This is a genomic window from Streptomyces sp. NPDC002403 (assembly GCF_053593015.1).
Genome location: NZ_JBSFBQ010000030.1, coordinates 48499 through 69436 on the forward strand (window position 1 = coordinate 48499; position 20938 = coordinate 69436).

Sequence of the window (20938 nt, forward strand, 5' to 3'; positions counted from 1 at the left end):
GCGCCAGGCGGTCCCGCGGACCCCGGCGCGAGGGCAGGGGGTCAGCGGAGCCGTGCCACGCGCCAGATGGCCAGCGCCACCAGCGCGCCCACGACGACGACGTACAGGGCGATCACCCGCCAGTCGGACCGCTCGCCCGAGCCCCGCTGCGGCAGCCCGGGCCAGGTGTATCCCACGCGGCGGGCGGCCATCATGCCCCAGCCCGCCGCGCAGCAGCTGATCAGCAGGCCCAGCATGGCCACGACCGCGCCGCCGTCGCCGAACTCGAAGGCCAGGGGGAAGGCGAACATCAGCGATCCCACCGCGGCGAGCATGACGATCGGTGCCAGCTGCCAGATCCGCAGCCGGCGCGCGGGACGCAGCTCGACCTCGACCTCGGGGGTCGCTTCGAGTTCGTCCGGCCCGTCGGGGCTCAGACTTCCTGTCCCGTGCAGCTCGTCCGGTGCGTCTTGTTCAGTGTCGCGAGGGCCGGCCTCCATCGCCACGCGCCCTCCCAACTCGGACTCCACTGGTCGATCGATGCTCGATGATGGCACGCTCCGGGTCACCGAAATGACGGGCAGGGCTTCCCGATGCCATCACGTGATCAGGCTGTAACCGCTCGTTCGATCAACGCCAGCGCCCGGCGCGGGAGTTCCCCCCGGTCCGCCGCGGCGCCGCTCAGCCAGTGGACCCGCGGGTCGCGGCGGAACCACGAGTCCTGCCGGCGCGCGAAGCGCTTGGTGGCGCGCACGGTCTCGACACGCGCCTCCTCCTCGGTGCATTCCCGGGCCAGCGCGGCCAGCACCTGCTGGTAGCCGAGCGCCCGGGACGCGGTCCGTCCTTCGCGCAGCCCCTGTGCCTCCAGGGCGCGGACCTCGTCCACGAGTCCGGCCGCCCACATCCGGTCGACCCTCAGAGCGATGCGTTCGTCGAGTTCGGGGCGGGCCACGTCGACGCCGATCTGGACGGTGTCGTACACCGCATCGTTACCGGGGAGATTGGCGGTGAAGGGCTTGCCGGTGATCTCGATGACCTCGAGGGCCCGGACGATACGGCGGCCGTTGCTCGGCAGGATGGCCCGGCCCGCCCCGGGGTCGGCGGCGGCGAGCCGCGCGTGCAGCGCTCCGGAGCCGCGCTCGGCCAGTTCCGCCTCCAGCCTGGCCCGTACGTCAGGGTCCGTGCCGGGAAACTCCAGGGCGTCGATGGTGCCCTTCACATAGAGCCCGGAGCCGCCGACCAGGACGGGGGTGCGGCCGGCGGCGAGCAGCCGGTCGATCTCGGCGCGGGCCAGCCGCTGGTACTCGGCGACGCTGGCGGTCTCGGTGACGTCCCAGATGTCCAGCAGGTGGTGCGGGACGGATTCGCGTTCGGCGAGCGTCAGCTTCGCGGTGCCGATGTCCATCCCGCGGTAGAGCTGCATGGAGTCGGCGTTGACCACTTCGCCGTCGAGCTGCTGAGCAAGGAATACCCCCAGATCGGACTTTCCGGCTGCAGTGGGACCGACGACGGTGATGACCCGCGGTGCGGGAGCTGAACTTCTCACCGCCACAGTCTCGCAAACCTCCGCGCCTCCTCCCGAACGAATGAGTTTGCCCGGTGACGCCGCAGGCACGCCGAACGGCGCGGATCTTCTCCCACGACAGTAGAATCCAAATTGCATATGGGTGTTTTTTCATGGTTTGGAGAAACGCCCGATCCGTAGTCCCCCAGCAGGGAAGGTGCCCGATGGGCTTCCTGGACAATTTGAAGGCCAAGCTGAGCCCCGCCAGGGAAAAGGTCGGCGAACTCGCGCATCAGCACGGGGACAAGATCGACCAGGGACTCGACAAGGCCGCACGGACGGTCGACCAAAAGACCAAGGGCAAGTACAGCGACAAGATCGAGTCCGGTACGAGGAAGGCCAAGGACGCGGTCGAGCGCCTGACCCACAAGGACGAGGGTGGTACGCCGCCCGCTTCCTGACCATGAACTGATCAAGTCCGGCGGACGGCCGTGGAGCGGCGACGCTGTACGGCCGCCGGCCGTATGTCCCGGGCGGCGGGGGCTCAGGACCAGGCGGCGACCAGGTAGCCCACGCCGTACGGAGCGTTCTCGTACAGCAGCCGCCCGGCCAGCCCCGCCCCCTGCGCCGCGCCCGCGAGGACCTGCCAGGGCGCCCGGCCGGCCGCCTTCAGCTCGTGCGCGAGTGACGCGTCCAGCGCGGTCAGCGCGCCGGTGTCCGCGGCGCCCAGCGCCCGGGCGGCCGCCGCGTCGAAGGCTTCGGCCCGATGGTCCAGATAGCCCGGGGCCTTGAGCGTGCGGCAGGCGCTGCCGTCGCCCATCACGAGCAGCGCGACCCGGTCCGCCCGGGCGGCCAGGTCCCGTCCTGCGCTCGTACAGCGGTCGGTCTCCAGCGGCTCCCCCACGCCCAGCCCCTCGACCGGCGCACCGTCCCATCCCGCGCGGGCCAGCAGCCACGCGCCGACGGAGAGGGACGGCGGGAGCGTGTCGTCCGCCACCGGTCCCCGGTCGCGCCCGAGCCGGACGCCCAGGTCGACGCCGAAGCCCTTGAAGGTGCCGGTGGCCCCCTCGGGGTGCGGGCCGCGCCCCGTCAGGTCCGCGGGCCCGACCACGATCAGCAGATCGGGACGCGCGGCCGCGAGCACACCGAGGGCCTCGGCGCAGGCGTCCCGCGCGGCATCGAGCTCGGGCGCGGCACCGGCGGCGACCTCGGGTACCAGCAGGGGCGGGCAGGGGCAGACAGCGGCGGCGGCAAGCATGGTGGGCAGCGTACTGCGTGCCCCCGGCACGCGGGCCGGCCGCCGTCGGGCTCCCGTTGTCAGTCGATGGCGCAGCCGGGCGCCGCCGCGGCCGGCAGCGGCGCCGGGACTCCGATGCCCGGCAGCCCCAGCATCACTCCGGCCGGCTTGGCGGCCTCGGCAGCGGTGCGCCTCTCCCAGGCGTCCCCGGCCCGGGTCCGCCGCACGGCCACCGGTGCTCCCTCTGCGAGGAGGTGGTGCGGGGCCGCGTAGGTGATCTCGACCGTCACCACGTCGCCCGGTCGCACGTCCTGGTCCGGCTTGGTGAAGTGGACCAGGCGGTTGTCGGGGGCGCGGCCGGAGAGGCGGTGGGTGGCGCCGTCCTTGCGGCCCTCGCCCTCCGCGACCATGATCTCCAGCGTCCGGCCGACCTGCTTCTTGTTCTCCTCCCAGGAGATCTCCTCCTGGAGGGCGGACAGACGCATGTACCGCTCCTGGACGACCTCCTTGGGGATCTGCCCCTCCATCTCGGCGGCGGGGGTCCCGGGACGCTTGGAGTACTGGAAGGTGAAGGCGTTGGCGAAGCGCGCCTCGCGGACCGCGTGCATGGTCTGCTCGAAGTCCTCCTCGGTCTCGCCGGGGAAGCCCACGATGATGTCGGTGGAGATGGCGGCGTCCGGCATCGCGGCGCGCACCTTCTCGATGATGCCGAGGAAACGCTCCTGCCGGTACGAGCGCCGCATCGCCCTGAGGATCGTGTCGGAGCCCGACTGCATCGGCATGTGGAGCTGCGGCATCACATTGGGCGTCTCGGCCATCGCCGCGATCACGTCGTCCGTGAAGTCACGGGGGTGCGGCGAGGTGAAGCGGACCCGCTCCAGCCCTTCGATCCTCCCGCAGGCGCGCAGCAGCTTGGAGAAGGCCTCGCGGTCGCCGATGTCGGAGCCGTAGGCGTTCACGTTCTGGCCGAGCAGGGTGATCTCCGAGACTCCCTCGGCGACCAGGGCCTCGATCTCGGCGAGGATGTCGCCGGTGCGGCGGTCCTTCTCCTTGCCGCGCAGGGCCGGGACGATGCAGAACGTGCAGGTGTTGTTGCAGCCGACGGAGATCGAGACCCACGCGGCGTAGGCGGACTCGCGTCGGGTGGGGAGCGTGGAGGGGAAGGCCTCCAGGGATTCGGCGATCTCGATCTGCGCCTCTTCCTGGATACGGGCACGCTCCAGCAGCACGGGCAGCTTGCCGATGTTGTGCGTGCCGAAGACGACGTCGACCCAGGGGGCCCGCTCGACGATGGTGTCGCGGTCCTTCTGCGCCAGGCAGCCGCCCACGGCGATCTGCATGCCCGGCCGCCTGGTCTTCATCGGAGCGAGCCGGCCGAGGTTGCCGTAGAGCTTGTTGTCGGCGTTCTCCCGCACCGCGCAGGTGTTGAAGACGACGACGTCCGCGTCGCCGTCGGAACCCTCGTCCGCACGGACGTAGCCCGCGCCCTCCAGCAGCCCCGACAACCGCTCGGAGTCATGGACGTTCATCTGGCACCCGTAGGTGCGGACTTCGTAGGTCTTGGGTCCCTCGACGCTCACTGCGGGGCTCCGGTCGCTGCTGCTGGTCATGCCCTCCAGGGTAGGTGGTCCCGGGAGGGGCCCCGGCGGGCGGCCGCGGTGATCACCGGCCGGTCCGTGGTGAGCGGGCGTCCTGCCCTGGTCATCGCCGCAGTCGGCTGGCAGGATCGCCGCCATGCTCCAGGCACTCTCCCGTATCGGCAGGCGACGCGTTCTTCAGGCGTGCGCCGCCGTCGCCGTCGTGCTCGGGCTGCTGCTGTGGTGGCTGCTGCCGCTCGGGCAGCCGGCACCGACCGGAACGCTGACCTTCAGCACCGGTGTGCGCAGCGGGGTCTACCAGCGCTACGGCGAGCGTCTCAAGGGGGACCTGGCCAGGGATCTGCCCAAGGTGTCGATACGGCTGCAGACCAGTGAGGGATCGCAGCAGAACATCGAACGGGTGGCGACCGGGAAGGCCGACTTCACCATCGCCACCACCGACGCCCTCGCCACCTATCTGCGCGGCGGCAAGCCCGGCGCCGACCGGCTGCGGGGCTGTGTGCGGCTGTACGACGACTACATCCAACTGGTCGTGCCCCGCGACTCGGAGATACGGAAGGTCTCGGATCTGCGCGGAAAGCGTGTCGGGGTGGGGCAGCGCGGTTCGGGCGTACGGCTGGTCGCCGACCGGCTGATGACGGCCGCGGGTCTCGATCCCACCGAGGACGTGGAACCGGTCTCCGCCGGTATCGACACCATGCCGAAGCAGCTGGAGGACGACCGGCTCGACGCCTTCTTCTGGTCCGGCGGGCTGCCCACGTCCGCCGTGCAGGAGTTGTCGGACCGGTTCGCGATACGGCTGGTGCCGCTGGAGGCTTCGCTGGTCAAGGAGCTCCAGGCGGCGGGCGGGTCCGCCCGCTACTACCGTTCGGCGATGATGCCCGCCGACGCCTACCGCAACGCGCACCAGGACCAGGCGGTGCCGACGGTCGCGGTCGCCAATGTGCTGGTGACCACGGACCGTTCGGACCCGGCGCTGACGGAGGCGTTCACCCGGACCGTGATCGACAGCCGGGACCGGATCGGGCGCGAGGTGCACGCCGCCCAGCTGGTGGATCTGCGTACGGCGATCTACACCGATCCGCTGCCGCTGCACGAGGGGGCCAGCCGCTACTACCGCTCGGTCAAGCCCTGACCGTTCTCCCCGGTCGCGTCGCGCTCAGCCCTGCGGGCCGTTGCGCGGTACCGAGACCGTCACCCGCAGCCCGTGCGGCTCGTGGGCCGCGTAGCCCAGGGAGCCGCCGCCGGCTGCCAGGAGCGCCTGCGAGATGGAGAGCCCGAGGCCGGAACCCCGGATGTTCTGATGCTGGGTGCTGCGCCAGAAGCGGTCGCCGATGCGTTCCATCTCCGCCGCCGTGAGACCCGGTCCGCGGTCGGCGACGACGACCGTGACGTCGTCGGGGCCGGAGGCGACCGTGACGACGACCTCCTCCTCGGCCGGGGTGAACTTCAGGGCGTTGTCGATGATCGCGTCCAGGGCGCTCGACAGTGCGATGGGGTCCGCCCAGGCGGTCACGGCGGACGGGCCGTCCGTCCTGAGCCGTACCCCCTTCTCCTCGGCGAGCGGCCGCCAGGACGCGACGCGCTCCGCGGTGAGCGCGCCGATGTCCGTGAGCCGGAGATCGGCCGCGGCGTGTTCGGCCAGCGCCAGGTCGAGCAGGTCGTCGAGGACCTGCGCGAGACGCTTGCCCTCCGTGCGCACGGAGGCGATCTCCTCGTTGTCCTCGGGGAGTTCCAGCGCGAGGAGCTCGATCCGCAGCAGCAGGGCGGCAAGGGGGTTGCGCAGCTGGTGCGAGGCGTCGGCGACGAAGGCACGCTGCTGCTCCAGCACGTCCTCGACGTTGTCGGCCATCTCGTTGAACGACCGGGCCAGGCGCCGCAGTTCCGGCGGCCCGCCGGAAGCCGCGACCCGGGACCTCATCCGCCCGCTGGCGATGTCGTGGGTGGCGGCGTCCAGGGTCCGTACGGGCAGCAGCACCCAGCCGGTGAGGCGGATCGCGGCGCCGACCGCGACCAGCATCGCGACCGCTTCGCCGGCCGCGATCAGCAGCCAGCCGCGCAGCGTGCGCGCGCGCATCTCCCCGGTGGGCGAGTCGAGCACGACGACGGCGACCACGTCGCCGTCCCGTACGACGGGTGAGGCGACGACGACCCTGCCGTCCTGCCACGGCCAGACCTGCGGCGGATCATGGCTGCGCCGGCCGAGCAGGGCCTCCTTGAACGCCTCGCGCCCCTCCCCCTCGATCGGGAGCTGCCAGGCGGCGGGCGCCTTCGCCATGGCGCTGTCGTCGCGGTAGAAGACACCGGCGCGGATGCCGTACACCGACGCGTAGGTGTCGAGTTCGCTGCGCAGGGTGCGCCGGCGCTCGTCGTAACCTGCCGCCCGCTCGGTGATGAACTGCGCGAGTGCGGCGAAGCGCGCCGTGTCGTCGATGCGGTCGATGACGACGCGTTGCTGCTGGGCCGCCGCCACGCTGACGGCCAGCGGGAAGCCGAGGGCGAGCAGCACGCCCGCCATGAGAATGATGAGCAGGGGAAGCAGCCGGGTGCGCACCTGGGACGTACGCCTCTACGCGGACGGGGCGACGAGCCGGTAGCCGACCCCGCGCACCGTCTCGATCAGTGCGGGCAGCCGCAGCTTGGAGCGCAGGGAGGCGACGTGGACTTCGAGCGTGCGGCCCGTGCCCTCCCAGCTGGTACGCCACACCTCGCTGATGATCTGCTCCCGGCGGAACACCACTCCGGGGCGCTGGGCGAGCAGCGCGAGCAGATCGAACTCCTTGCGGGTGAGCTGGACTTCCGCCCCGTCGACGCTGACCCGGCGGGTCGGCAGCTCGATGTGGACGTGCCCGAGGCGCAGTGCGGCGACGGGCGTGGGCACGGTGTCCTCGCCGGTCGTCTTGCGCCGGCTGACGGCGTGGATACGGGCGAGGAGTTCGCCGGTGTCGTACGGCTTGACCACGTAGTCGTCGGCGCCGAGGTTGAGGCCGTGGATGCGCGACCGGACGTCGGCGCGCGCGGTCACCATGATCACCGGGGTGGAGGTGCGCTTGCGGATCTTCCCGCACACCTCGTAGCCGTCCTGGTCGGGCAGGCCGAGGTCGAGGAGCACGACACCGAAGGGCTCCGTGTCCGCGGGCAGCAGCGCCTGCAGTGCCTCCTCGCCGCTGCGCGCGTGCACGACCCGGAAGCCGTGCCGGGCCAGGATGGCGGAGAGGGCGGCCGCGACGTGGTTGTCGTCCTCGACGAGCAGCAGTCTCATGGCCTCCCTCTCCGGTTCCCCGATGGTTTCGATCGTGCGGTGCCGGTACGCGTCGGCAGAAGTTTCGGTGCGGTCTCTCGTACGCTCCCCGTCACTTCCCCGTACCGAGGCGTTTCACGTCATGGCGTACCAGGGCATCCACTCCGATGAGAGGCAGGTCAGTCAAGGCCCGCCCGCCGCATCCGGCCATCTGTTATCCACCCGGTACGCCGCAGGCGTCACACCCCGCACCCCCTTCACACGGAGTGTCCGGTTGCCGCCGGATCGTTATCCTCAATTTCCGCTCAGATGTAATGACGCTGGTAGCACCCCGTCACTAGGGTCCTTCCCAACCGAGGAGGACGGAGCAAGAAGCCGATGAGCGGAGTTTCAGTGACCAAGGGCGCCGAGGACGCCGCGCCCGCGGCGAACGACCTTGTCGTACTGAGCAACGTCAACAAGCACTTCGGCGCGCTGCATGTGCTCCAGGACATCGACCTGACCATCGCCCGTGGCGAGGTCGTGGTCGTCATCGGGCCCTCCGGGTCCGGGAAGTCCACGCTGTGCCGCACGATCAACCGCTTGGAGACGATCGACTCGGGCGCCATCTCGATCGACGGCAAGCCGCTGCCCGAAGAGGGCAGGGAGCTGGCCAGGCTGCGCGCCGACGTCGGCATGGTCTTCCAGTCGTTCAATCTCTTCGCGCACAAGACGGTGCTCGAGAACGTGATGCTGGGCCAGATCAAGGTCCGCAGGACGGACAAGAAGTCCGCCGAGGACAAGGCCCGTTCGCTGCTCGACCGGGTGGGTGTGGCGACGCAGGCCGACAAGTACCCCGCCCAGCTCTCCGGCGGTCAGCAGCAACGCGTGGCCATCGCACGGGCGTTGGCGATGGACCCGAAGGTGATCCTCTTCGACGAGCCGACATCGGCACTCGACCCGGAGATGATCAACGAGGTGCTGGAGGTCATGCAGCAGCTCGCCCGGGACGGCATGACGATGGTCGTCGTCACCCATGAGATGGGCTTCGCGCGCTCGGCCGCGAACCGGGTCGTCTTCATGGCCGACGGAAAGATCGTCGAAGAGGCCACGCCCGACCAGTTCTTCAGCAACCCGCGCAGTGACCGGGCCAAGGACTTCCTGTCGAAGATCCTTCACCACTGATTGATCCTGCACCGCCGGGCCCCGGACCGGCTGATCACTCACATCGCGTCAACTCTAGGGAAAACCACCATGCAGCTTCGTAAGGTCACCGCCGCCTCGGCCGCCGTGCTCGCCCTCGCCATCACCGCCACCGCCTGTGGTTCCGACAAGGAGGACGGCGGCTCGGGCGACGGCAAGAAGATCACGATCGGCATCAAGATCGACCAGCCGGGCATCGGCCTGAAGACCCCGGACGGCAAGTACACCGGCTTCGACGTCGATGTCGCCACGTACGTGGCCAAGGAACTCGGCTACGACGCCAAGGACATCGTCTTCAAGGAGACCAAGAGCGCCGACCGCGAGACCGCGATCGAGCGCGGTGACGTCAAGTTCATCGCCGCCTCCTACTCGATCAACGACGAGCGCCTGCAGAAGGTCGACTTCGCCGGTCCTTACCTGCTGGCCCACCAGGACATCCTCGTCCGCGCCGACGACAACTCGATCAAGTCCCCGGCCGACCTGAACAACAAGAAGCTGTGTTCGGTCGCCGGCTCGACCTCGGCCAAGAACGTCAAGGACAAGCTCGCGCCGAAGGCGCAGCTCCAGACGTACGGCGGCTACTCGGAGTGCCTGACCGGCCTGGAGAACAAGGCCATCGACGCGCTGACCACCGATGACAGCATCCTGGCGGGCTACGCCTCGCAGGCGAGCTTCCAGGGCAAGTTCAAGCTGGCCGGTTTCAAGATGACCAACGAGAACTACGGCATCGGCCTGAAGAAGGGCGACGCCGACCTCAAGAAGAAGGTCGACGCCGCGCTCACCAAGATGGTCTCGGACGGTTCCTGGGACAAGGCCGTGAAGGACAACTTCGGCCCGGCGAACTACAAGAACGAGCCCGCCCCGAAGATCGGCAACATCGTCAAGTGAAGCAGGGCTGACCGGGCGCGCCGTCCGTGAACGGCGGCGCGCCGTGCCCTCCTACACGCGGAAGCGCGGGAGATCGTGTTCGACTTTCTTGAAGGTTACGACCTGCTGGGGGCCTTCTGGGTGACGGTGCAGCTCACCGTCTACTCCGCCCTCGGCTCCCTCATATGGGGAACGCTGCTGGCCGGCATGAAGGTCAGCCCGGTCCCCCTGATGCGCGGCTTCGCCACGGCGTACGTGAACGTGGTCCGGAACATTCCTCTGACCGTGATCATCGTCTTCTCGTCGCTGGGTCTGAACCAGACGCTGAACATCTCGCTCGGCGCCGATGTCATCGACGACATCAACTTCAGGCTGGCCGTTCTCGCCCTGGTCGCCTACACGGCCGCCTTCGTCTGCGAGGCGCTGCGCTCCGGCATCAACACGGTGCCGGTCGGCCAGGCCGAGGCGGCGCGGGCACTCGGGCTGAGCTTCACGCAGGTACTGCGGCTGATCATCCTTCCTCAGGCGTTCCGTGCGGTGGTCAACCCGTTGTCCAACGTGCTGATCGCGCTGACGAAGAACACGACGGTCGCCTCCGCGATCGGCGTCGTCGAGGCCTCCTACCTGATGAAGGGCATGATCGAGGCCGAGGCCCAGCTGATCCTGATCGCGCTGGTCTTCGCGTTCGGCTTCGTCGTCCTGACCCTCCCGACCGGCCTGATCCTCGGCTGGGTGAGCAAGAAGGTGGCGGTGAAGCGATGAGTTCCGTCCTCTACGACGCCCAGGGCCCCCGCGCCAAGCAGCGCAACATCCTCTACACGGTGCTGTTCGTGCTGTGCGCCGCGGCCGTGGTGTGGTGGGTGTACGACGGCCTGGCCGAGAAGCACCAGCTCGACTGGATCAAGTGGAAGCCCTTCTTCACCAGTTCCCAGCCGTGGGAGACGTACATCTGGCCGGGCTTCCAGAACACGCTCAAGGCAGCGTTCTTCGCCCTGATCATCGCGCTGCCGCTGGGCGCCCTGTTCGGTATCGGCAGGCTCTCGGACCACCGCTGGGTGCGGATGCCGGCCGGTTTCGTCGTGGAGCTCTTCCGTGCCGTCCCGGTGCTGATCCTGATGATCACCGCCAACGCGGTGTACGCGGAGTACACCACCATCGACACCGATGTGCGTCCGCTGTACGCCGTGGTGACCGGACTGGTGCTGTACAACTTCTCGGTCCTCGCCGAGATCGTTCGGGCCGGGATCGAGACCCTGCCGAAGGGCCAGGCGGAGGCGGCCAAGGCGCTCGGCATGCGCAAGAGCCAGATCATGCTGTCCGTGCTGCTGCCGCAGGCGGTGACGGCCATGCTGCCGGCGATCGTCAGCCAGCTCGTCGTCATCGTGAAGGACACCGCGCTCGGCGGCGCCATGATGACCTTCCCCGAGCTGCTGGCCTCGGTCCGCCCGATGAGCGCGAACTACGGCGCCAACACCATCGCGTGCTTCACCATCGTGGCCGTGATCTTCGTCGCGCTGAACTTCGCGCTCACCTCCTTCGCGAGCCGGCTGGAGCGGTGGCTCCGGCGCAACAAGAAGGCGAAGGGCACCACGCCCGGGGGCGCACCGGAGACCATCGGTACGCCGTCGCTCGTCGTCGACGACGGACGCGCCTGACGGCTCGTCGCACGGAGTTCCCGAGGGGCGGTGGCAGATGAGCCACCGCCCCTCGCCGCCTTCCGGTGTCGCTTGACGCAAGCACCGGCAGTAGGTTGCATACGTTCTGTGATCGCGCCCCCCGCCCCCGCCGCCACACCTCCTCCGCCGCCTACCCCCGTTCCGCGCCGCGTGCCCGTTCCGTCCGCGTCCCCGGCACCGTTCGCGTCCTCGGCCTCGTTCGCACGGATTCGAGGAGCCGCCCCGTGGACCCGGTGATCGTCGTCGGCGCCGGGCCCGTCGGTCTGGCGCTGTCGCTCGCCCTGGCCGCGCAAGGCGTTCCCTCCGTCCTGCTCGACGAGGACCCGGGCAAGGACGAGACACGCCCGGCCCGCACCGTGGTGCTGCGCGAGGACACTGCGGCGATGGTGGAGCGGCTGGGGTGCAAGGCGCTCCGGCACGAGGGGATGCGGTGGTCCGGGTGGCGGTCGATGCGGCGCAGGCAACTGGTGCGTGAGCTGCCGCTCGGCGAGGACTCGCCCGAGGGCGATCCGTCGTCGGCCCCCGTCCATCTGCCGCAGCACGTCCTGGCGCGCGGCCTGCGGGACGCGGTGGCCGCGCAGGAGCTGGTGCGGGTGGCCCCGTACAGCCGGATCGATACGCTGGAGCAGGACTCCACCGGCGTCACCGTGCACACCAGGGAGCCGAACGCGACCTGGTGGAGGGGGAGTTATCTGGTGGGCTGCGACGGTGCCAGGTCCACCGTGCGCAAGCTGCTCGACATCCGGTTCCCCGGCCGTACGGCGGTGGAGCGGCATGCCGTCGCGGCGCTGCGGACCGAGCTTCCCTGGCCCGGGCAGGCCGTGCTGCACCGGCTGCCGCCGTGGCGCACCGGCGGCGCCGAGGTGACGGCGCGTCCGCTGCCGGACGGCGTCTGGCGGCTGGACTGGCTGCTGCCACCGCGCGGCGAACTGGTCACCCCGGACGCCCTGATCACCCGGGTCCGGGACACCCTGGCGGGCTGGTGCGGCGAGACACCGCCGTACGAGCTGCTGGACACGGGCGTGTACACGCTGCACCACCGGCTCGCCCTGCGCTGGCGGGTCGACCGGGCCTTCCTGGCCGGGGACGCCGCGCATCTGCTGGGCGCGCTGGGCACCCAGGGCCTCGACGAGGGGCTGCGGGACGCCGAGAACCTGGCCTGGAAGCTGGCCCAGGACTGGCACCACGGCGCCTCCGACGTGCTGCTCGACAGCTACCAGGCCGAGCGCCGGGCCGCGGTCGCCTCGCGGCTTCGCGCCGCGGACCAGTCGCTGCCGATACTGCGTGGCGGCAAGGGGCTGCGGACCCTGGTCCCGGGGAGCGCACGGGGGCACGATTCGCTGCTCACCGACGGACATCTGGGCTGTGGCCCCCTCGGTGCGCCCCCTTCGTACTCGCATTCGCCCCTTGCGCCCCCACGCGCCGAGGCGCACACATCTGTGGGTACGCCCCCCGGTGCGCCGGTGACCGATGTGCGGGTGACGGCGCCCGACGGCACGACCGCGCGGCTCCGGGAGCGGCTGGGGCAGGGGAATCTGCTGGTGGTCCTGGTGGCGCCCGGAACAGGGGTGTGGGACCGGCGTCACTGGATGACCGCCGGTGTCATGCCCCGCCTCGCCGCGGCCGTCGACGCGCTGCCGGTGAAGGGGGAGCTGCTGGTGACCGAGAGCTACCCGGGGGCGTCGGCCCACACCGTGCTGCTCGTCAGACCGGACGGGCACCTCGTGACGTCGTTCGGCGGGGTACGGCCCCGGGAGCTCTTCGCGGCGGCGGACGCGGTACGGGGCGGAGCGGTGCACACCGCCGTACGTTCCGACCGGACTGCGGGCATCAATTGACCGCTGCGGACGCACATGGTGTACTCCGAACCGTGACCGACACCGATGTGCGCCTGTGGCGGAGGGTCCATATGGACCTCGTCCGCTATGCGGGCTGCGTGTGTCGGCCGTCCTGCTGAATCGCCTTCCCCTGCCCCGCCGTGCGCGCTGTCGCACGGGCGGGCATCCGCGCGAACCCTCAGGACGGTCTCCGTGTCCACCCCTGCCTCACTCCCCGTACCCACGCCTGCGCCCGAGTCCGGGCCCGCCTCCGCGAACACATCCCCCTCCGCCGGTGGTGCCGGTCCCACGGCTGCGGAACTGCTCGATTTCGTCCGCCGTGTCGCCGCCGACGCCGAGATCGTCGCCTCGCTCCCCCTCGATCCCGACGGCCGCACCTGGATCCAGCTCCAAGGCCCCGGCGGCAGCGAGGCCTGGCTGATCGGCTGGCCTCCGGGGACCGGCACCGGCTGGCACGACCACGCCGACTCGATCGGAGCCTTCACCACCGCGGCCGGCGCACTCAAGGAGCTGTCGCTGGCCGCCCGGCTGCCCACCGACGGCTGGAAGACCCTCGAACTCACCGAAGGAATCGACCGGTCCCGGGAGTTGGCCACCGGCCAGGGCCGGGCGTTCGGCCGCCACCATGTCCACGAGGTACTGAACGAGTCCGCCACGGAGCACGCCGTCTCCGTCCACGCGTACTATCCGCCCCTGCCGCGGATCCGGCGCTACAGCCGCACCGGCGACCTGCTCCGCCTCGAACAGGTCGAGCGGCCGGAGGACTGGCAGTGAGTGCCGTCGGCCCGGGCGGTACGGAGCCGGTCGGGATCGACGAGCTGCTGGAGCGGGTCCGGGCGGGGTACGTCAGGGTCGGCCCGCGGGAGGCGGCGGCCGCCGCCGCAGACGGTGCGCTGCTCGTGGACATCCGTTACGCGGAGCTGCGGGAGCGGGACGGGCTGATTCCGGGGGCGCTGGTCGTCGAGCGCAACGAGCTGGAGTGGCGGCTCGACCCGTGGGGAAGCCACCGGGTCCCGCAGGCCGTGAGCCACGATCTGCGGATCGTGGTGGTCTGCAACGAGGGTTACGCGTCGAGCCTTGCGGTCGCGTCCCTGCGGCAGTTGGGGCTGGACCGGGCGACGGACCTGATCGGCGGGTTCCAGGCATGGCGTGCCGCGGGGCTGCCGGTCGAGGTGTGAGCGGACGGGCCCGGTGTGCCGGGGACGGCCCGGTTCCGGGGTCCTGTCGAAGGGCCCCAAAACCGGTTTCCGTCAAAGGAGGTCACTGCCTGGACGTGGCCGCGTCCACCGGCCGGATCCTGAGCGCGAGCCTGCCGGGCAGCGCGGTGGCGGCCAGTGCGAGCAGCCCGGCGGCGCCCACCACCGTCGCGTACACCAGTGGCACAACGGTGGGTGCCGCGCTGCCGGTCATGCCGATACTGAAGGCGGTCAGCACGGACAGCGCGATTCCGCTGCCGAGGGCCGCGGCGATCAGCAGCACCGACAGGGCCTCGACGCGGAGCATCCTCATGACCTGCCGCCGGGTCGCACCGGCCAGCCTGAGCATGGCGAACTCCCGGAAGCGCTCGGACACGGACATGGCGAGGGTGTTGACGACCGCGATGGCGGTGAAGGCCAGGATCAGGCCCATGGCGAGGTAATTGACCGCCGCGTTCTCCTGCTGCCGGTCCGCCTGGAGCCGGTCGGCGGTCTCGGGTGACATGACGGAGACGCCGGGGAACTGCTCGACCGCGGCGGTGAGTACGTCACGGCTGCCGGACCCGGCGACCAGGACGGTGGCGGCGAGCGGGTTGTCCATGTGGCGGGCCAGCAGGTCGTGGGGCAGCGTCAGGTCGCCGAAGCCCAGCCCGCGACGGTAGACGGCGGCGACGGTGAGAGTCGCGGGGGTGCCGTCGCCGAGGTGGAGCTTCAGCACACTGCCGGGGCGCAGGCCGAGCCGGTCGGCGGCGAGTTCACTGATCGCGGCGGTGTCGCGGCCGCGGGAGAAGGCGGTGAGCGATCCGCTCGTGACGTCCGGGTCCCAGGTGCGGGCGAGACCGGCCTGGGTGACGCCCTGGGCCTGGTACTTGTCGAGGCCGACGCGCACGGTGGTCCGCACGACCTCCGTGGCCGCCGTGACACCCGGAGCCCCGCGGACCGCCCCGGCGGCCTCGGACGGGACGCCCGGTCCCTGCGCGGCCAGGACCCAGCTGGCACGGACGCCGTCGCGGGCCTGGGCGCGGGCGGCGTCCCCGAGGGTCGGCTGGACGAAGAGGACCGTGCAGGTCATCCCGATGAGCAGGGTGAGGGGGGTGACGACGGAAGCCATCCGGGCGGAGTTCCCGCGGATGTTCGCGGTGGCCAGAGGTCCCCCCGGACCCGCCGGTCGCAGCACCCCCGCGAGCAGCACGGACGCGAACCTCACCAGGTACGGCCCCAGCAGTGACACGGCCGTGGCCGATACGACGACGGCGAGGAACGTGACCGGCGTCGCGGCGGCCTCGGTGCGCAGCACGCTCAGCACGCCGACGAGAGCGGCTCCGCCCGCGAGCAGCACCAGACCCGCCACGGTCCGGCCCCGGGCCGGGCCGCGCTCCACGGCGGACTCGGCCATGGCCTCGGCGGGCCTGATGCGGGCGATACGGCGGCCGGAGATCCTGGCCGCCGCCCAGGCACCGGCCAGGGTGACGGCGAGCGCCGCGCAGGCCGGGAAGATGCCCGCGGTGCGTTCCAGAGTGACCGGAATCGCACCCATGTCGATGAATCGACCGTGCAGCCAGCCGGCGAGGGGCAGTCCGGCGAGCGCGCCGAGAACACCGGCCACGGCTCCGACGGCCAGGGCCTCACGGCCGAGGAGACGGCGGATCTGGCGCGGGGTGGCGGCGATGGCGCGGAGCAGGGCCAGTTCGCGGTGGCGCTGCTGGATGGAGAGGGCGAAGGTGCCGACCACGACGAGGATCGCGACCAGGAGGGACGTGCCGCCCATGGCGCCTCCCATGGAGACCAGCTTGATCCGGGCGCCCGCGGCGTCCAGGAACTCGACGGGGCCCCGGGCCTCGCCGGTGGCGACCCGGGCGGAGGTGCCCTTGAGCGCCTGCTCGACCCGGTGCTTCAGCTGCGTGAGGTCGGTGCCGGGCGCGGGTGTCACGCCGAGAGCGGCGATCCGGCCGGGGCGGGCGGCGAGGCGCTCCGCCTCGGCGGAGGAGAAGAAGAGCGAGGTCTGCTGCCGGAGGTCGCTCCGCCCGGCGGGGGCCGCGATGCCGCTGATGCGGTACGGGCGGGGAGCGCTGGTCGACTGCACGACGAGCCGGTCCCCGGGCTTCAGGCCGTTCTCTTCGGCGAGGGCCCGGTCGATCACCACGTCGGCACCGGCAGTGGGGGCCCGGCCCGAGACGAGACGGAAGGGAGTGAGCGGGGCGGAGGCCCAGGAGTGGCCGTACGAGGGACGGGAGACGGGCCGGTCCACGGGCCGGGCCAGGAAGGTCAGTTCGGGTACGACCTCGCCCACGCCTTCCAGGTCAGCGACCCGGCCGGCGACGGTGGCGGGGAGCCAGGCACGCTCGGCGACCGGCTTCGCCTTGTGCTTGACCTTGGTCTTTCCCTTGCCCTTGTGCTTGACCGTGGTGCGGTGGACGTTCTGGTCGGCCGAGACCACGAGCGGCGCGGAGGCATAGCGCTCGGTGGCGATCCTTCCGCGCAGGCCGGTCTCCAGCAGCGTGCCGCAGGCGGTGATCAGGGCGGCGGCGCACAGGAGAGCCAGGAAGGCGCCGAGGAACCCGCCCTTGCGGTCCCGGATCGTCTGTAAGGCATAGCGCAGCATCATCGTGCGTCCGTCTCTCTTCTGTGGTCGCGCTTCGGCATCGCGGTCGGGGGCGGCGGCGGAGCCCCGGGCGGGGCCGGGTGTGCGGCTTGCTCCGTCATGCGTCACACAGTGCTCTGTGCATGGGTGCCCGCGCACTGGAGCGTGCCTGTGTGTTCGGTCGGGGGGCTGCCCCCCGTATGCCGCCGGCCGTTCCCCCGAATCCGCCCCGACACACCCGAACGCCACGCTCCGGTGGAGCTATCCCCGTGGCCGGCGGACATTCACCTCAACGCCAAGGACCGATGTGACGGAGGCCTCTCCCCCATGCCGACCCCCACCCTCACCCCCGATCAGCTGGATGCCCAGGCCGCTCGTCTCCATGACACCGAGGCGTGGCAGCGGATCATCACCGGCTGGGAGGCAACGGCCCCCGACCCCGTACGGCAGTCCTCCCTCTCCCCGGTAGTGCCGTCCTCCCCCGGCGTCGCGGAGCCACTGCCCGAGCGTCGGCCTGCCGACTGGCGCGATCTGCTGTCCGTGCCGGTCGACCAGCTCATCGCCGACTCCGTCCGCGCCCTGCCCGCGGCCGCGCCGCGCGAACGGCCGCTTCCCGGGCGTCTGGGCGCGGTCCTCCCGGACCGGCTCCACTCCTGGCGCCGCATCGGCCAGCCCGAGGTGCGGCCCTCCACACATCTCGCCCACGCGCGGCGGATCCTGACCGAATGGGGCTGGCAGAACACCCCGTACCGGCTTCGCAACGCCCGCGGCGCACGGTGCATCTGCGGCGCCCTCCTCACCGCACACCGGCTGGGCTACGGCTCCCTCGCCACCGTGGACCGGGCCGGCGCCTGGCTCCTCGCCGAGCTCCGCTCCCGGGGCTGGACCGGGCTGATCGGGCCCTGGAACCGCTGCCCCGGCCGCACCGCCGCGGATGCGCTCGCCCTGATCGACGCCACCATCATCCGCGCCGCCCGCGCCGGGCAGTGATCACCGCCTCCCCCGCGGCCCGCCCGCCCCCCGGCGGACGTACCCGAGGCGCTGCCCCGCCACACGGCCCTCCCCCCGGCCCCTGCGCACTTCGCGACCCTGTGGCTGTCCTCCCCGGCGACCGGCGCTCCCCGGGATCCCCCGCATGCCCCCACCGGTACGACCCCGATCAGAAGGGCTCGTCCAGTCCTTCCGTGTCCTCGCCCTCTTCCTCCAGCGCCTGTCGCACGACGCGCAGGGCCATGCCCTCCCCGTACCCCTTGCGCGCGAGCATGCCCGCGAGGCGGCGCAGCCGCTTGTCCCGGTCCAGGCCGCGAGTGGAGCGCAGCTTGCGTGTGACCAGCTCGCGGGCGGTCGTCTCCTCCTGCTCGGAGTCCAGCTGCCCGACGGCCTCGTCGATCACCGCGGAGTCCACGCCCTTGGTGCGCAGCTCACGGACAAGAGCGCGGCGGGCCAGTCCGCGTCCGTGATGGCGGGACTCCACCCAGGCGTCCGCGAACGCCGCATCGTCGATCAATCCGACGTCCTCGAAGCGCGAGAGCACTTCCTCGGCCGCCTCGTCCGGGATCTCCCGTTTGCGCAGGGCGTCCGCGAGTTGCTTCCTGGTCCGCGGGGTCCCGGTGAGCAGCCGCAGGCAGATATTGCGCGCCTGCTCGACCGGGTCTCGCGGTTCCCCCTTCTCGGCCCTCGACGAGAAGGAGGAACCGCTGCTCCTGGTACGGGAGCGGGCACGGCGGCCCGCCCCCTCGCCGAATCCGGCGCCCGAGCCCTGGCCGCGACCGGTCTCCGGCTCGTACGCATCCTCGGACTCGGCCATGTGCCCGGCGGCGAATTCATGGCCGGGACCGGTGTGATGGTCAGTGGCGCTGACCGGCCACTCCGTACGACGCGTCACGGCCTAGCTCTTGGCCGCCGCGGTCTTGGCCGGCTTGGCCTTGCCGGCCGGAGCGGCCGCCGGCTTCGCGCTGTCGGCCGGAGCCGCGCCACCCGCTGCCGCGTCCGCCCCGGACTCGGCAGCACTGTCCTCGGGCCGGACGCCGATGCCCAGCTTCTCCAGGATCTTCTTCTCGATCTCGTTGGCGAGATCGGGATTGTCCTTGAGGAAGTTGCGGGCGTTCTCCTTGCCCTGGCCGAGCTGGTCGCCCTCGTACGTGTACCAGGCGCCCGCCTTGCGGACGAAGCCGTGCTCCACGCCCATGTCGATCAGGCCGCCCTCGCGGCTGATGCCCTGGCCGTAGAGGATGTCGAACTCGGCCTGCTTGAAGGGCGGCGCGACCTTGTTCTTGACGACCTTGACGCGCGTGCGGTTGCCGACGGCGTCGGTGCCGTCCTTCAGCGTCTCGATCCGGCGGATGTCGAGGCGCACCGAGGCGTAGAACTTGAGCGCCCGGCCACCGGTCGTGGTCTCCGGCGAGCCGAACATCACACCGATCTTCTCGCGGAGCTGGTTGATGAAGATCGCGGTGGTCTTGGACTGGTTGAGCGCGCTGGTGATCTTGCGGAGCGCCTGGCTCATCAGACGGGCCTGCAGACCCACGTGCGAGTCGCCCATCTCGCCCTCGATCTCCGCACGCGGCACGAGCGCCGCGACGGAGTCGATGACGATCAGGTCGAGGGCACCGGAGCGGACCAGCATGTCCACGATCTCAAGGGCCTGCTCGCCGTTGTCCGGCTGGGACAGGATGAGGCTGTCGATGTCGACGCCGAGCTTCTTCGCGTACTCGGGGTCGAGGGCGTGCTCCGCGTCGATGAAGGCGACCGAGCCGCCGAGCCTCTGCGCGTTCGCCACGGCGTGGAGCGTCAGCGTCGTCTTACCGGAGGACTCCGGTCCGTACACCTCCACCACACGGCCGCGCGGCAGGCCGCCGACTCCGAGGGCCACGTCGAGGGCGGTCGACCCGGTGGGGATCACTTCGATGGGCTCGTTCGGCCGCTCACCGAGGCGCATCACCGCGCCCTTGCCGAATTGCCGTTCAATCTGTGCGAGTGCGGCGTCCAGCGCCTTCTCGCGGTCGGTTCCTGCCATGGGTTCCACCCGATTTGCTTGAGTCGATCGCTTCACGTCAAAGACGCTAACCCCTGCCACTGACAATGGGCCTCGACGTCCTCCCGGCCTGTGGACAACTCCACGGTCGGGCCCGGGAAAACCCGGCCGGAATCCCATGAGAATGGATGTTCGATTTTGGTGTCAAGCGCACCACGCCGGGCCCTCCCGCACCCCGAGAACGGCCGCGCTGAGCCGTCGAACCTCGAGCGGCATGGACCACCGAAGATCACGGACGTCGCGCCAGGAAGACGAATTCCCTCCCCGGGCGGTCCGGCGCATCCCGAACGTCGTCCACCACGTATCCGTGCGCGTCCAGGTCCCGCTCGACTTCCTCCCGCTCACGGAAGCGCAGCGTCGAATCGGACGTCAGCACCTGTCCGTCCAGCGCGAACCTGCAGGTCCAGCGGAAAGTCACCAGAGGCCGGCTCACCTCGATCAGCTGAACCCAGCTCTCGACGGGGCCGGGCCCCGGGATCTCGGTCAGGCGGTAGGAGTTCTCGCGGGTCCACTCCTCCCAGGCGCATCCGGCCGGATCGCGCGTCTCGAAGACCAGACGCCCGCCCGGCCGCAGCGCTTCGCGGGCTCCCCGCAGTGTCTTGTGCCATGTCCGCGGATCAGCGATGGCCTGGGCGACGTTCCCTGTCATCGTCGCGAGGTCGACCTGCAGCGGTGGGAGGTCTGTCGCGTCGCCGCAGATCCAGCGCACTCGCCCACTGCCCGGCTTGGCCCGAGCGATGTCGACGGACGCCCGGGCGGGATCCACGCCGACGACCTCGGTCCCACGGCCGGCCAGGAGAAGCGCGAACACTCCTGTGCCGCAACCGATGTCCAGTACTCGTTGTGCCTCGAACTCTTCTGCCATCCGCAGGTAGGCATCGAGGTCGCTGCGGTCGGGGTCGAGCGGATCGTAGAGGGCGGCGAGTCGTGGATGCGCGAAACAGTCGTCAGCCATGCTGCCGAACGTATGCAGAGCCGGGCCCGAAGGCTACCGGGTCTCGCCGG

General features: G+C 71.0%; 21 protein-coding genes. 11 read left to right on the top strand and 10 right to left on the bottom strand.

The window, feature by feature from the left end; translation table 11 throughout:
- Positions 1 to 41: 41 nt before the first annotated feature.
- On the bottom strand, positions 42 to 479 hold the full coding sequence (locus tag ACWCPY_RS27865) for a hypothetical protein (RefSeq protein WP_451269524.1): 438 nt from the start codon (positions 477 to 479) through the stop codon (positions 42 to 44).
- Between the two features lie 107 nt (positions 480 to 586).
- Entirely contained in the window at positions 587 to 1525 is a 939-nt protein-coding gene (gene miaA, locus ACWCPY_RS27870; protein WP_451269450.1) for a tRNA (adenosine(37)-N6)-dimethylallyltransferase MiaA, read from the bottom strand.
- A 182-nt stretch (positions 1526 to 1707) separates the two neighbouring features.
- Between miaA and ACWCPY_RS27875 the strand changes: the two genes are divergently transcribed.
- Entirely contained in the window at positions 1708 to 1944 is a 237-nt protein-coding gene (locus tag ACWCPY_RS27875; protein WP_451269452.1) for an antitoxin, read from the top strand.
- Positions 1945 to 2027: 83 nt separating this feature from the next.
- Here the strand turns inward: ACWCPY_RS27875 and ACWCPY_RS27880 are convergent, their stop codons facing one another.
- Positions 2028 to 2741 carry a class III extradiol dioxygenase subunit B-like domain-containing protein gene (locus ACWCPY_RS27880; protein WP_451269454.1) on the bottom strand — a complete coding sequence of 238 codons (714 nt, stop codon included), beginning with the start codon at positions 2739 to 2741 and terminating at the stop codon, positions 2028 to 2030.
- A gap of 59 nt (positions 2742 to 2800) precedes the next feature.
- Positions 2801 to 4330 carry a tRNA (N6-isopentenyl adenosine(37)-C2)-methylthiotransferase MiaB gene (miaB, locus tag ACWCPY_RS27885; RefSeq protein ID WP_451269456.1) on the bottom strand — a complete coding sequence of 510 codons (1530 nt, stop codon included), beginning with the start codon at positions 4328 to 4330 and terminating at the stop codon, positions 2801 to 2803.
- A 124-nt stretch (positions 4331 to 4454) separates the two neighbouring features.
- On the opposite strand from miaB, the gene ACWCPY_RS27890 reads away from it, so the two are divergent.
- Positions 4455 to 5453, top strand: a complete 999-nt coding sequence (locus ACWCPY_RS27890; protein ID WP_451269458.1) for a TAXI family TRAP transporter solute-binding subunit — start codon at positions 4455 to 4457, stop codon at positions 5451 to 5453.
- 24 nt (positions 5454 to 5477) lie between these two features.
- Here ACWCPY_RS27890 and ACWCPY_RS27895 read toward each other — a convergent pair whose 3' ends face one another.
- Entirely contained in the window at positions 5478 to 6872 is a 1395-nt protein-coding gene (locus ACWCPY_RS27895; protein WP_451269460.1) for an ATP-binding protein, read from the bottom strand.
- 15 nt (positions 6873 to 6887) lie between these two features.
- The gene (locus ACWCPY_RS27900) at positions 6888 to 7580 is read right to left on the bottom strand and encodes a response regulator transcription factor (protein ID WP_329819299.1); all 693 of its coding nucleotides are present in this window, start codon (positions 7578 to 7580) and stop codon (positions 6888 to 6890) included.
- Between the two features lie 357 nt (positions 7581 to 7937).
- Here ACWCPY_RS27900 and ACWCPY_RS27905 point away from each other — a divergent pair, with 357 nt between their 5' ends.
- The 8 genes from ACWCPY_RS27905 (at position 7938) to ACWCPY_RS27940 (ending at position 14300) form a co-directional block, all read left to right on the top strand.
- A complete protein-coding gene (locus ACWCPY_RS27905; RefSeq protein ID WP_389981264.1) occupies positions 7938 to 8723 on the top strand; it encodes an amino acid ABC transporter ATP-binding protein in 786 nt (261 codons plus the stop codon).
- Positions 8724 to 8792: 69 nt separating this feature from the next.
- Positions 8793 to 9629, top strand: coding sequence for a glutamate ABC transporter substrate-binding protein (locus tag ACWCPY_RS27910; protein WP_451269463.1), 837 nt, complete (start codon positions 8793 to 8795; stop codon positions 9627 to 9629).
- A gap of 75 nt (positions 9630 to 9704) precedes the next feature.
- Positions 9705 to 10370 carry an amino acid ABC transporter permease gene (locus ACWCPY_RS27915; RefSeq protein WP_451269465.1) on the top strand — a complete coding sequence of 222 codons (666 nt, stop codon included), beginning with the start codon at positions 9705 to 9707 and terminating at the stop codon, positions 10368 to 10370.
- Positions 10367 to 11263 carry an amino acid ABC transporter permease gene (locus ACWCPY_RS27920; RefSeq protein ID WP_451269467.1) on the top strand — a complete coding sequence of 299 codons (897 nt, stop codon included), beginning with the start codon at positions 10367 to 10369 and terminating at the stop codon, positions 11261 to 11263. The genes ACWCPY_RS27915 and ACWCPY_RS27920 overlap by 4 nt, the downstream gene beginning before the upstream one ends.
- 245 nt (positions 11264 to 11508) lie before the next feature.
- Complete coding sequence (locus ACWCPY_RS27925) at positions 11509 to 13122, top strand: FAD-dependent monooxygenase (RefSeq protein ID WP_451269469.1); 1614 nt, start codon at positions 11509 to 11511, stop codon at positions 13120 to 13122.
- A gap of 47 nt (positions 13123 to 13169) precedes the next feature.
- Positions 13170 to 13241, top strand: coding sequence for a putative leader peptide (locus tag ACWCPY_RS27930; RefSeq protein ID WP_309544753.1), 72 nt, complete (start codon positions 13170 to 13172; stop codon positions 13239 to 13241).
- 73 nt (positions 13242 to 13314) lie between these two features.
- Positions 13315 to 13896 (top strand): cysteine dioxygenase, encoded by a 582-nt coding sequence (locus tag ACWCPY_RS27935; RefSeq protein ID WP_451269471.1) that lies wholly within the window; start codon positions 13315 to 13317, stop codon positions 13894 to 13896.
- Positions 13893 to 14300, top strand: a complete 408-nt coding sequence (locus tag ACWCPY_RS27940) for a rhodanese-like domain-containing protein (protein WP_451269473.1) — start codon at positions 13893 to 13895, stop codon at positions 14298 to 14300. The genes ACWCPY_RS27935 and ACWCPY_RS27940 overlap by 4 nt, the downstream gene beginning before the upstream one ends.
- An 82-nt stretch (positions 14301 to 14382) precedes the next feature.
- On the opposite strand, the gene ACWCPY_RS27945 is transcribed toward ACWCPY_RS27940, so the two are convergent.
- Positions 14383 to 16923 (bottom strand): FtsX-like permease family protein, encoded by a 2541-nt coding sequence (locus ACWCPY_RS27945; protein ID WP_451269475.1) that lies wholly within the window; start codon positions 16921 to 16923, stop codon positions 14383 to 14385.
- A 303-nt stretch (positions 16924 to 17226) separates the two neighbouring features.
- Between ACWCPY_RS27945 and ACWCPY_RS27950 the strand changes: the two genes are divergently transcribed.
- The gene (locus tag ACWCPY_RS27950) at positions 17227 to 17889 is read left to right on the top strand and encodes a DUF6197 family protein (protein WP_451269477.1); all 663 of its coding nucleotides are present in this window, start codon (positions 17227 to 17229) and stop codon (positions 17887 to 17889) included.
- A gap of 169 nt (positions 17890 to 18058) precedes the next feature.
- On the opposite strand, the gene recX is transcribed toward ACWCPY_RS27950, so the two are convergent.
- From recX to ACWCPY_RS27965, 3 genes are all read right to left on the bottom strand, one after another.
- Positions 18059 to 18784 (bottom strand): recombination regulator RecX, encoded by a 726-nt coding sequence (recX, locus tag ACWCPY_RS27955; protein ID WP_451269479.1) that lies wholly within the window; start codon positions 18782 to 18784, stop codon positions 18059 to 18061.
- A 3-nt stretch (positions 18785 to 18787) separates the two neighbouring features.
- On the bottom strand, positions 18788 to 19915 hold the full coding sequence (gene recA, locus ACWCPY_RS27960) for a recombinase RecA (RefSeq protein ID WP_451269481.1): 1128 nt from the start codon (positions 19913 to 19915) through the stop codon (positions 18788 to 18790).
- Between the two features lie 247 nt (positions 19916 to 20162).
- Entirely contained in the window at positions 20163 to 20888 is a 726-nt protein-coding gene (locus ACWCPY_RS27965; RefSeq protein ID WP_451269483.1) for a class I SAM-dependent methyltransferase, read from the bottom strand.
- Positions 20889 to 20938: the final 50 nt, after the last annotated feature.